At 60.8% G+C, this 10,041-nt stretch carries 15 protein-coding genes; 8 read left to right on the forward strand and 7 right to left on the reverse strand.

Annotated features, from left to right (window positions below; genetic code table 11):
- Positions 1 to 2: 2 nt before the first annotated feature.
- The 3 genes from ACMGFL_RS09540 to ACMGFL_RS09550 are packed head-to-tail and all read right to left on the reverse strand — an operon-like array spanning position 3 to position 3,415.
- Positions 3 to 1,091, reverse strand: coding sequence for a sensor histidine kinase (locus ACMGFL_RS09540; protein WP_436935306.1), 1,089 nt, complete (start codon positions 1,089 to 1,091; stop codon positions 3 to 5).
- Positions 1,092 to 1,094: 3 nt separating this feature from the next.
- The gene (locus tag ACMGFL_RS09545) at positions 1,095 to 1,559 is read right to left on the reverse strand and encodes a response regulator (RefSeq protein WP_436935307.1); all 465 of its coding nucleotides are present in this window, start codon (positions 1,557 to 1,559) and stop codon (positions 1,095 to 1,097) included.
- Positions 1,556 to 3,415, reverse strand: a complete 1,860-nt coding sequence (locus ACMGFL_RS09550; RefSeq protein ID WP_436935308.1) for a PAS domain-containing sensor histidine kinase — start codon at positions 3,413 to 3,415, stop codon at positions 1,556 to 1,558. Before ACMGFL_RS09550 ends, ACMGFL_RS09545 begins: the two co-directional genes overlap by 4 nt.
- A 179-nt stretch (positions 3,416 to 3,594) precedes the next feature.
- Here ACMGFL_RS09550 and pan1 point away from each other — a divergent pair, with 179 nt between their 5' ends.
- Together pan1 and ACMGFL_RS09560 are read left to right on the forward strand one after the other, a co-directional pair.
- Positions 3,595 to 4,806 (forward strand): proteasome-activating nucleotidase Pan1, encoded by a 1,212-nt coding sequence (pan1, locus tag ACMGFL_RS09555; RefSeq protein WP_436935309.1) that lies wholly within the window; start codon positions 3,595 to 3,597, stop codon positions 4,804 to 4,806.
- Positions 4,807 to 4,873: 67 nt separating this feature from the next.
- Positions 4,874 to 5,044, forward strand: a complete 171-nt coding sequence (locus ACMGFL_RS09560) for a DUF4177 domain-containing protein (RefSeq protein ID WP_436935310.1) — start codon at positions 4,874 to 4,876, stop codon at positions 5,042 to 5,044.
- On the opposite strand, the gene ACMGFL_RS09565 is transcribed toward ACMGFL_RS09560, so the two are convergent.
- On the reverse strand, positions 5,041 to 5,313 hold the full coding sequence (locus ACMGFL_RS09565; protein WP_436935311.1) for a DUF7111 family protein: 273 nt from the start codon (positions 5,311 to 5,313) through the stop codon (positions 5,041 to 5,043). The genes ACMGFL_RS09560 and ACMGFL_RS09565 overlap by 4 nt on opposite strands.
- Before the next feature lie 101 nt (positions 5,314 to 5,414).
- Between ACMGFL_RS09565 and ACMGFL_RS09570 the strand changes: the two genes are divergently transcribed.
- Both ACMGFL_RS09570 and ACMGFL_RS09575 read left to right on the forward strand, forming a co-directional pair.
- Positions 5,415 to 5,699 carry a PadR family transcriptional regulator gene (locus tag ACMGFL_RS09570; protein ID WP_436935312.1) on the forward strand — a complete coding sequence of 95 codons (285 nt, stop codon included), beginning with the start codon at positions 5,415 to 5,417 and terminating at the stop codon, positions 5,697 to 5,699.
- 26 nt (positions 5,700 to 5,725) lie between these two features.
- Positions 5,726 to 5,902: a hypothetical protein gene (locus tag ACMGFL_RS09575; protein ID WP_436935313.1), complete on the forward strand. Its 177-nt coding sequence runs from the start codon at positions 5,726 to 5,728 to the stop codon at positions 5,900 to 5,902.
- A 20-nt stretch (positions 5,903 to 5,922) separates the two neighbouring features.
- Here the strand turns inward: ACMGFL_RS09575 and ACMGFL_RS09580 are convergent, their stop codons facing one another.
- Both ACMGFL_RS09580 and ACMGFL_RS09585 read right to left on the reverse strand, forming a co-directional pair.
- Positions 5,923 to 6,387 carry a hypothetical protein gene (locus ACMGFL_RS09580; RefSeq protein WP_436935314.1) on the reverse strand — a complete coding sequence of 155 codons (465 nt, stop codon included), beginning with the start codon at positions 6,385 to 6,387 and terminating at the stop codon, positions 5,923 to 5,925.
- A gap of 65 nt (positions 6,388 to 6,452) precedes the next feature.
- On the reverse strand, positions 6,453 to 7,106 hold the full coding sequence (locus ACMGFL_RS09585; RefSeq protein WP_436935315.1) for a chemotaxis protein CheC: 654 nt from the start codon (positions 7,104 to 7,106) through the stop codon (positions 6,453 to 6,455).
- 298 nt (positions 7,107 to 7,404) lie between these two features.
- On the opposite strand from ACMGFL_RS09585, the gene ACMGFL_RS09590 reads away from it, so the two are divergent.
- Complete coding sequence (locus ACMGFL_RS09590) at positions 7,405 to 7,641, forward strand: UPF0058 family protein (protein WP_436935316.1); 237 nt, start codon at positions 7,405 to 7,407, stop codon at positions 7,639 to 7,641.
- A 78-nt stretch (positions 7,642 to 7,719) separates the two neighbouring features.
- Here the strand turns inward: ACMGFL_RS09590 and ACMGFL_RS09595 are convergent, their stop codons facing one another.
- Positions 7,720 to 8,223, reverse strand: coding sequence for a DUF555 domain-containing protein (locus tag ACMGFL_RS09595; RefSeq protein ID WP_436935317.1), 504 nt, complete (start codon positions 8,221 to 8,223; stop codon positions 7,720 to 7,722).
- A 91-nt stretch (positions 8,224 to 8,314) separates the two neighbouring features.
- Between ACMGFL_RS09595 and ACMGFL_RS09600 the strand changes: the two genes are divergently transcribed.
- The 3 genes from ACMGFL_RS09600 to ACMGFL_RS09610 all read left to right on the forward strand — a co-directional run bounded on the left by ACMGFL_RS09600 (position 8,315) and on the right by ACMGFL_RS09610 (position 9,999).
- Positions 8,315 to 9,202, forward strand: a complete 888-nt coding sequence (locus ACMGFL_RS09600) for a DNA-3-methyladenine glycosylase family protein (protein WP_436935318.1) — start codon at positions 8,315 to 8,317, stop codon at positions 9,200 to 9,202.
- A gap of 52 nt (positions 9,203 to 9,254) precedes the next feature.
- The gene (locus ACMGFL_RS09605; RefSeq protein WP_436935319.1) at positions 9,255 to 9,533 is read left to right on the forward strand and encodes an acylphosphatase; all 279 of its coding nucleotides are present in this window, start codon (positions 9,255 to 9,257) and stop codon (positions 9,531 to 9,533) included.
- A gap of 76 nt (positions 9,534 to 9,609) precedes the next feature.
- A complete protein-coding gene (locus tag ACMGFL_RS09610; RefSeq protein ID WP_436935320.1) occupies positions 9,610 to 9,999 on the forward strand; it encodes a hypothetical protein in 390 nt (129 codons plus the stop codon).
- Positions 10,000 to 10,041: the final 42 nt, after the last annotated feature.

Raw genomic sequence — 10,041 nt, forward strand, 5'->3', positions numbered from 1 at the left:
GATCAGAACGGTTGGTTCTCGGCGCGATTCAGTTCGAGGCTGATTATCGCTCCAGTCGGGTCGTTGTCGAGGATCTGGGTGTCGCCGTCGAATTCAGTCACGACAGTGTTGACGATATACAAGCCGATACCGGTCCCCTCGCTCCGCAATCCGCGTTCCCCTTTGCCGAACACTTCGGCCTTCCGCTCGTCCGGGATCCCCGGGCCGTCGTCTGCGATACTGACGTGGACCGACTCGTCGTCTGCCTCGACAGATATCTCGACGTGGGGCGCTCCCTCGTTGTGCTGGACAGCGTTGTTCAGCAGGTTTCGGAACACCGAGGAGAGCATCCCGTTGGCGGCCACGGAGAGTTGCGGGAGCGGGTCCCGTAGCTCGAACTCGGCGCCCGGATAGCGGGTTCGAGCCTTCTGGACTTCCTCACGGAGATACTGGTCGAGTCGGATCAGTTCGGTTTCGATATCCGACTGCTCGGTCGCGATCCGCATGTACTCGCGGCTGTTCTGTGTCAACTCCCGGATCCGGTCGGTCGTTCGCAGGATTCGCCGGAGGTCGGATTCGTGCTCGTCGTCGACCTGTTCGGCGAGGCGTTCGCCCCACAGTTCCAGCACCTGCACGTCGTTGCTGATATCGTGTCTGAGGATCCGGTTGAGCACCTCGAGTTGGTCTTTCGTCGTGCGAACCTCCGTCTCTCGCTCCTGACGTTCGAGGGCATACCGAACCGACTTGACGAGCGCTTCCCGGTTCATCGCGCCCTTCGTGAGATAGTCCTGTGCCCCCTGCTGAAGCAGTTCGAGCGCCGCCTGTTCGTCCTGCAGCCCGGTCAGGACGACGACCGGGGTTGTGGCGATACAGTTGTCGAGTCGATGGAAGGTCTCGACGCCGCTGGTCTCGGGCAAGCCGAGATCGAGCAACACGAGATCGACCTCGTTCTGTTCGATCCAGTCACTGCCCGCGTTCAGTGTCTGCTCGTGACGAACGGTGACCTCGTCGGGCAACAGCGCAGAGTCGGCCTGCGTGAGGTGGCGACGGATGAGTCGCGCGTCGTTCGGGTTGTCTTCGACCAACAGAACGTCGAGCGAATCTACCTGCATCCGTCACTCCGTTTCGGGAAGTTTGACGAGCTGGAACCAGAACTGCTCGATCTGTCGAACCGTCTCCTTGAACTCGGCGTGGCCGACCGGCTTCGTCAGATACGCGTTCGCGCTGTGCTCGTAGGATTCGACGATGTCCTGTTCAGCCTCGGAACTCGTCAGGATGATGATCGGGATCGTCGACAGCTCTGGGTCCTGCTCGGCGTCTGCGAGTACCTCAAGGCCGTCCTTTCGGGGCATCTCGATGTCGAGCAACACGACGTCCGGGCGAGGCTTGTCGGTGTACTCGCCCTGCTGCCGGAGGAACTTCATCGTCTCGACCCCGTCGTTGACGACGTGAATGTTGTTCAGCAGCTTTCCCTTGTCGAAGGCACGCTTTGTCAGCCGAACGTCGTTTGGGTTGTCCTCTGCGAGCAGGATTTCGACTGGTTCTTCCTGTGTGGTCGGGCCGGATGGAACATCGCTCATGGCAGATCACCGTCTGGCTGCTGTTTGTCGAGCGTGAATACGAAGGTTGCGCCCTCGTCGGGCGGTGATTCGACCCATATCTCGCCGCCGTGGCGCTGCACGATGTTGTCACAGATGGCGAGTCCGACGCCCTTTGCCTGACTCTCGGTCTGATACTGGTGAGTGCTTTTGAACATCCTGAATATCTTCTCCTGTTGTGATTCGGCAATTCCGGGACCGTCGTCTGCGACCTCGAAGCGATATTCGTCGGGCCGTTCCTCCCCGCTGATGGTGATCGTCACGGGTTCGTCTGTCGAGTGTTCGAGCGCGTTCTTCACGAGGTTCTGAAAGACCTGCCGGATCTGATCCCCGTCGGCCTCGACCGTCGGGAGCGGTTCGCAGTCGACGGTTCCGTCGTGTGTTTCCAGCAGGACACGCAGGTCGTCGACGATATCGCCGACGGCCTCGTCGACCTGAACCTGGTCGAATTCGCTGCCGCGCGTCGTCACACGGGAGTAATCCAGCAGCGCGTTTATCATCGAATGCATCCGCTCGGTAGCGGTGACCGCGACGTCGATGAGTTCCTGCGCTTCGTCGTCCAGGTCGTCCTCGTAGTCCTCCGCGAGTATATCCACGTAGTTCGCGACCGTTCGAAGTGGCTCCTGCAGGTCGTGAGATGCGACGTACGCGAATCGTTCGAGGCGTTCGTTCGACTCCTCCAGTCGGCGCTCGTGTTCCTTCCGATCGGTGATGTCGATACTGACGCCGATGAGTCGCTGTGTTGCCTCGTCTTCAGTCACGAACTGTGCGTTCGACTGCCACCACCGTGTCTGTCCATCGTCGTGGATCATCCGGTACTCCTGCTCGAAGTCCTCACCGTTCTCGATGGCAGTCTCGACTGTCGACCGGGCGGTCTCACGGTCATCTGGGTGAATCTGGTCGAGCAGCGCGCCGAAGGGAAGTCTGCCGTTCGTCTCGTCAGCCGGAACCTGCGTCTGACGACTCTCGTGGAGGATGATCTCCGCGGAGTCGGGGTCGAACTCCCAGACGCCAGCGTCGGCCGCTTCGAGGGCGAGTTCGAGCCGTCGCTGCGTCTGTTCGAGATTCCGCTCGTAGGCCTTCTGCTCTGTGATGTCTCGGGTGAAGCCGACGATATGCGTGAGTTCGCCGTCCTCGAACACCGGTTCGGCCTCCACGCGCACCCATCGGCCGTAGTCCTCCGCGGAATTGACGCGGAATTCGAGTTCCGCCCCTTCCCCGTTCGAGAGAATTTCCATGGCCGAGTGAACTGTCGCTCGGTCGTCGGGGTGAACACCCTCCAGAAAGAGCGTGGGATCCTCGGACAGCTGTTCGGCGGTGATCCCCCAGACCTCCTCGAATCCGGAATTGAGATAGACTACCTCAGACCAGTCAGCCGTAAACATCCAGAGCACGTCCTGTGAGGCCTCCACGATCGCCTCGTATCGTTCGAGTTCCTGCTCGCGCGTCGCCCGGCCAGCGGATGGCCCCGTTGTCTCACCGACGACCACGACAGCCCCGACGACAGCGCCGCCGTCACGAACTGGAGAGAAGCGTAACTCGGTTCCCGTCGATCCGCTCGCCCGAAACTGTTCGCTGACCGGATACTCGTCGTACTCGTCGGTCAACACAGTACGGAGCGTCTGCTTGAATTGATCCCGCTCATCGGAGGCAAGCAGTTCCGCTGCCAGGTCCGCAACTGGCCGTTCGGTGAACTGACCAACTGGTGCATCAACGCGGTCACACAGCCTCGAATTAGCGTACACGAGGGTAGATTCACGGTCGAGGAGAAACGCCCCGTTGTCGACGCTGTCGAGAACGGACCGGTAGTCCTCCACGTTCAGTTTTGTCTTACTCATGCCCGGAGTACCGTCTATCCGCGCTACGACGAACGCGCTCATTAATGAATGGGTCACAGATTCAAATTTGAATATCGCGCCAGACAGCGGCGGGCAGAGGGCCCACAGACCGACGGGATCGGTTCGAGCGTTCGTGTCGACCCGAAACCTCTTATTATTGAGGGCACTATACGAGGGTAATGACGGACACAGTGGACGACGTCGAACTGCCGTACGACGACGACGCGTCCAAGCAGGACAAGATCGACTCACTGGAGGAACGGTTGGAGGTTCTCGAATCACAGAACGAGGAGATGCGGGACAAGCTTCTCGATGCGAACGCCGAGAACAACAAATATCAGCAGAAGCTCGAACGGCTGACTCACGAGAACAAGAAGCTCAAGCAGTCGCCGCTTTTCGTCGCGACGGTGCAGGAACTGACCGAAGAGGGGGTCATCATCAAACAGCACGGCAACAATCAGGAGGCGCTCACCGAGGTCACCGAGGAGATGCGCGAGTCACTAGAGCCTGACGACCGGGTCGCCGTGAACAACTCGCTGTCGGTCGTCAAGACGCTGGAAGACGAGACAGACGTGCGGGCGCGCGTGATGCAGGTCGACACCAGTCCCGACGTGACCTACGGCGACATCGGCGGTATCGAGGCACAGATCGAGGAGGTCAGAGAGACCGTCGAGATGCCGCTCCGAAGCCCCGACATGTTCGAGGCAGTCGGCATCGAACCGCCGTCTGGTGTTCTTCTGCACGGCCCGCCGGGCACCGGCAAGACGATGCTCGCGAAGGCCGTCGCCAATCAGACCGACGCGACGTTCATCAAGATGGCTGGCTCCGAACTCGTCCACAAGTTCATCGGCGAGGGAGCAAAGCTCGTCCGCGACCTGTTCGAGTTGGCCCGCCAGCACCAGCCTGCGGTCATCTTCATCGACGAAATCGACGCCATCGCGGCAAAGCGAACCGACTCGAAGACTTCAGGTGACGCTGAAGTCCAGCGGACGATGATGCAGTTGCTCTCGGAGATGGACGGCTTCGAGGATCGGGGCGAGATCCGGATCATCGCTGCCACGAACCGCTTCGACATGCTCGACCGCGCTATCTTGCGCCCCGGTCGCTTCGACCGACTCATCGAAGTGCCCGAACCCGACGAGGCGGGCCGCGAACAGATCTTCAAGATCCACACGCGGGCGATGAACGTCGAGGAGGATCTGGACTACGCGGATCTGGCGGCGATGGCAGACGGCGCATCCGGCGCAGACATCAAGGCGATCTGTACCGAGGCCGGGATGTTCGCCATCCGCGACGACCGGACGAACGTCCGGATGGAAGACTTCGAGGAAGCCTACGAGAAGATCCAAAACGAGACCGAAGACGAAGAGATCGACCGGACGTTCGCCTGATTACCGGTCTGAGTCCGTCACGCTCTGTAGCCCTATCACTTTTGCATCGGGAACCCCTCCCTGAGATATGGCCGACCAGCGATACGTCTACACGACACACGAAACCGAGGCCCGTCCCCGGAAGATGGGCAACATCGAGAGCATCATCAACGAGTACGCACAGGAGGGGTGGCGACTCAGCGAGACGCTCCAGCGCGACGGGACGACCGTCGGACTGGTCTTCGAGCGGAAGGTCTAGCTCATCCCCATGTCGGCCGCCTCGTCAGGCACCGGAAGGTTCGTCGGATCGACGCCGAGCAGCTCGGCCGCGTGGTCGAGTGCCATGTCGAACCCGTAGTAACGTTCGAGTTCGTCGCCGTCGCGCCGAACCTTGAGCATCGCGTACCCCTCGATGTTCTGGGCAATCGTAACCTGTGTGTCCCCGAGTTCGTAGACGAGGCGGCGTTCTGCGTCGGTTTCGTCGTAGGTAGCTGTGAGCGCGTCAGGGGCCGGTGTCATTAGCTGCATCTACGGCCGCAGACAGGCAAGCGTGTCGGTTCGCTGTCGGCAAGAGAGCGGTAGAGTACCGTGTCGAAACAGCAAAACCGTCCGGTCTGTTCCGTCGAGGCATGACGAAGTTCCTCCAGAGCGGGCGACGCCGTGACATCTGCGTGTTGCTCGCGGACGAACCCCGACAGGCGCAGGCGCTCAAGAGCCGTCTGGAAACACACTACGACGAGCGCATCGAACCCAAGTCGTTCTACGGCGCGCTCGATGCGCTCGAATCCAGCGGATTCGTCGAGACGGAGACGGCGGGCATCCACGACAGATACGTGCTGACCGACGCCGGGAGACAGCGTCTCGACGAACACGTCGAGTGGATGCGCGAACACGTCGAAGGGGAGAAAGACTGAACACCGACCCAGATCGATCGGATGATATGACACAGACGACAGCTAGCACCGCAGGTGCGGTCGGCGGCGGTCTCGGCGGCGCTGTCGGCGGACTGCTCGCAGCGCAGACGTCGCTCGGTGTCGTCGGGGTCGGAGCGAGTGCGGCACTCGGCTGTCTGGTCGGGTTCGGCGGGTACACCGCGATAACGCGACTCACGGAGTGATCCCGCGCTCACTGGCTGTATCAGAGAAAGCCGACGTTGTTCGCAGAGAGCAGTCCGGCGACGGTGAGCAAGCCGAGCGCGAGGATGCTCGCGGCCAGGAACAGTTGCCGTGCCTCGCGGGCCGGTTCGCGCACCTTGTCGCGCCCGGTGCCGTCCGCGAGTCGCTTCGCGCCCATCTCGACGGTGGCGGCGAGCAGAAACCAGAACAGGACCATCGCGAGAACGAGGTTCCCGCCGTCGGTTCCCGTCAGCGACTCGCCCGTGTATCGCTGGGCCGCCATGTGGCTCCCGGTGAGAAACAACACGAGTGCGCTCGTCCGCGAGACAGTCTTGAGTTTTCCGGTGATCCGCTCCAGCGCGGCCGCAGTCAGATCCCCCTCCCGTGCGAGCGGCAGCACGGTGAGCGTGACGAACACGACGCTGCCAGTCCACAGTCCAGCGAACAACGAGTGGAGCACGTACGCGACGACTTCGATCGGTTCCATGTCACCATCTGTCGGATGCACTCACTCAAAACGTCCGATTCGTCTCCGGTTGGCTGACGCAGGATTTAGAACGCGCGGTCGCCGTCGTGCAGAGCGGTCGGGTTCTCGATATCGCGGATCTCCTCGACATCGAGTTTGTCGATGAGATTGACGAAGGCACCAGGGTCGGGGATCAGGAAGATGCGAAGCTGAAACTGCGTGTCCTGCTCGGCGAGGTCGACGGTCGAATCCAGAACGATAGATAGCGAGTCCGAGTGGATGTGTGAGAGTGCCTGCTCGGCGATCGTATCTGAGTCGGCCAGTTCCAGATCGGGAGTGTCCATGTTGATGGTCGTATCCAGCGTGTTCGCGATGCCGTCGATGAATCCGGAGGTGAGAATGTTGCACATCTCCTGGAGCGCGCTCTCGTGCATCTGGTTGAGTCCGCCCTCGACCTGCTGGCCAGTCATGTGTTCGGCAATCTGGGCGGCAGTGTGCTCGTCGAGCGTCATCAGAAAGACACCGTAGGGCGGTTCGGTCAGCCTGATGTTAGCGTGATAGAACTCCCCGCTGCCGATCTCTTTTGGGACGTCGTCCGGTTCGACAAAGGAGAGGCTCTTGATTTTCACGTCGGCGTCGATACCGGCCATGGTCGACAGCGACGAGGCGACGTTTTTCGCGCCGTGCTGGATCAGCTTCCCGATAATAGTCAGCTTCCGAATGTCGACGAGTATCGGCATCGAATGGTCATTTTGCGGGCATCCTCGTAGTAGTTACGGCGAGGGCACGTGTCCAGCAGACCGAGCAGATGGTGGGGTCGCGCGCCGCGCTGGTCAGCTCATCGAACAGAGAGATGTGAGAATCGGACATACTATCAGTACTAATAACGATACAAATTTGCGAAAAATTAGCTGCAACTGGAGTCTCGTGTCAAGCCCCACATGGGAATACAGGGCCTGAGAGGGCAATATTGGGGGAAGTGTGTTAACGCGACTCAGGATAGTACTATAACCCTCCAGTATCTATGAGTTGGTGTCCATGAAAAAGCAGGAGCTCATTCACCTCCACGGCCTGCTTGCACAGGTACAGAATCACTACGAGCAAGAGACAGGCGAGACGGTCGAGCACGATCGATACACCACACTCGGCGTTCAACCGACATCGATCCACAAATCGAAGACGGATCACAAGGACGCAGTGTTTGCACTCGCGAACGGAATCACCTCCGAGATGCGAGAGACCGAGACCGAGCGCGTTTCGGCGACCGCTGACTAACTGTTCTGTTGTTTCGTCACGTAGTGACACTACACCGGACAGCGGCGTCCACGTCACGCTGGTCGGCGTCGAAACGGGTCACTCGTCGATGAGTTCCTCGAACTCCGGCAGCACCTGGTCGTCGTCCGCTGGTTCAGATTGTGTCTCTGCGGTGTCGTCAGTGGAGTCCTCTCCAGTGTCGTCGGGTTCGGTTTCCTCGGCAGAATCAGTCTCGTCGGTGTCTTCGTCGTCCTCATCTTCGTCATCTTCGAGTTCCTCGATTTCGAGGACTTCGAGCGGGATGTTTTCGAGTCGCTGGCCGATTTCCTTGCGTGCGATCCGGGACGCGTGTTCCTCGCGCTCGACGTTGAACACGGTCATCTCCAGTTCGAGCGCGACCAGGCTCTCGTCGGCGGCGATGAACGCCGGGTCGAGCGCCTCCCCACAGTGGGGACAGGAGCGCTCGCCCATGTTGATCTCGACGTAGTTGAGATCCGGGTTGAGCATCTCCCCGGTCTTCGAGATAGCGATCCGGACTGCCTCGTCTGACGTTTCGACATCGTAAACCGGAACGGCGGCTTCGACGACAACTCGGCAGTTCATACTGAACTGTTGGCTGGCATTCGTAATCAAGCTTGGCCCTGAGACGGTGAACTCGAAAGGCAGATGGTCACCGTGCCCCAGATTCGTGACGATGCACAGCGGCCGTATCGATCTGTCTGGAAATCCCTTCGATCTCCAGTCGACTATCGAGAGCGGACAGTCGTATCTCTGGTGGCGCGAGGACGGTGAGGACTACGAAAGCGACCGACTGCACGGCGGCGACGCCTGGTATCGGACGACCACGCGCGCGACCGGTACGCCCGCAGTCATTCGCGTTCGTCAGCGCGACGGCGAGTTGGAGTGGGAAGCGACCGTCGACGCCGACCCGGTTCTTCGCTCGCGGGTGCGTCTCGACGACGACCTGGCGGAGATTCGAGCGGAAACCGCGACAGACGACCTCATCGACGAGGCCTACGACGCCTACTGGGGGATGCGCCTCGTCCGCGACCCGCCCTTCGGCGCGCTCATCTCGTTTATCTGCTCGGCACAGATGCGCGTCTCTCGTATCCACGGGATGCAACAGTCCCTGCGCGAAGCCTTCGGCACGCCCGTCTCCTTTCGTGGAGAAACTGAATACGCGTATCCGACGCCAGAGCAACTCGCCGGTGCGACCGAAGCACAGCTCCGGGACCTCTCGCTTGGCTACCGAGCGCCCTACGTCAAGCGCACGGCCGAAATGGTCGCGGACGGAACCACGCCGGAGACCGTTCGGGGCAAGCCCTACGAACAGGCGAGAGCGGAGTTGACCGAGTTCGTCGGCGTTGGCGACAAGGTGGCCGACTGTGTCCTGCTGTTCTCGCTCGACTATCTCGAAGCCGTCCCGCTGGATACATGGATCAAGCGGACCATAGCAGAGCACTATCCCGACTGTGAGAGAGGTAACTACGCCGACACCTCGCGGGCAATTCGCAAGCGTCTCGGGCCGTATGCCGGGTACACGCAGACGTACCTCTTTCACTATCTCCGCACTGCCGAGTGACCAGCGACGGACAGCGAGAGGATTATCCGTCGAGACGACCCACAGTCACTGTATGACTGAGCGGACACGCGCTCACGTGTACGTGAGTGGTACGGTACAGGGAGTGTACTTCCGGGCGACGACCCGCGACCAGGCCCGCGAGCACGGCGTCGACGGGTGGGTCAGAAATCTCGACGACGGCCGCGTCGAAGCGGTCTTCGAGGGGACGGAAGATGCCGTCGAGGAGATGGTCGAGTTCTGTCACGAGGGGAGCAACCGTGCGACCGTCAGGGACGTCGAGGTGCACGAGGAGTCGCCGGAAGGAGAAGACGGATTCCAGGTTCGATGGTAGCACACACCGAGGTACGCGCGGACGGTTCGACAGGACCCCGGAACCCACAAGTCGGCGTGGTCCCGACGGTTCGCTAATGACTCCCCCGTCGCGGCGGCAGTTTCTCGGGTTGGTGGTCGCATCCGTCGCCATCGCTGGCTGTAGCAGTGACGACGCCGAGTTTCTGGTGACCAACACCGAGATAATTCCCCAGAACGGGATGCCAAACGTCGACTACCAGTATCCGCCCGACCTACTCGTCCGCGTCACCATCGAAAACGACGTTCCCGAGCGACAGGAAGGGACGGTCGTGGTCGTGCTCGAATACACCGACGGCGAGGATGTTCTGGAGCGCTGGGAACAGCGCCACGAGATATCGATCGGCCGGGGCGCAAGCCCGAGAGCACAGTACGTCTTCGAGGGCGTCGTCACAGACAGTCGAGACGTCGAGAACTTCCGCGCCGAGGCGTCAATCGAACAGGACTAGCTGGGAGCGCTCACAGCCGACCTGCCACTACACTTAATTGTC

The sequence above is a fragment of the Halovenus marina genome, assembly GCF_051414115.1.
In the GTDB taxonomy this organism is placed as follows: domain Archaea; phylum Halobacteriota; class Halobacteria; order Halobacteriales; family Haloarculaceae; genus Halovenus; species Halovenus marina.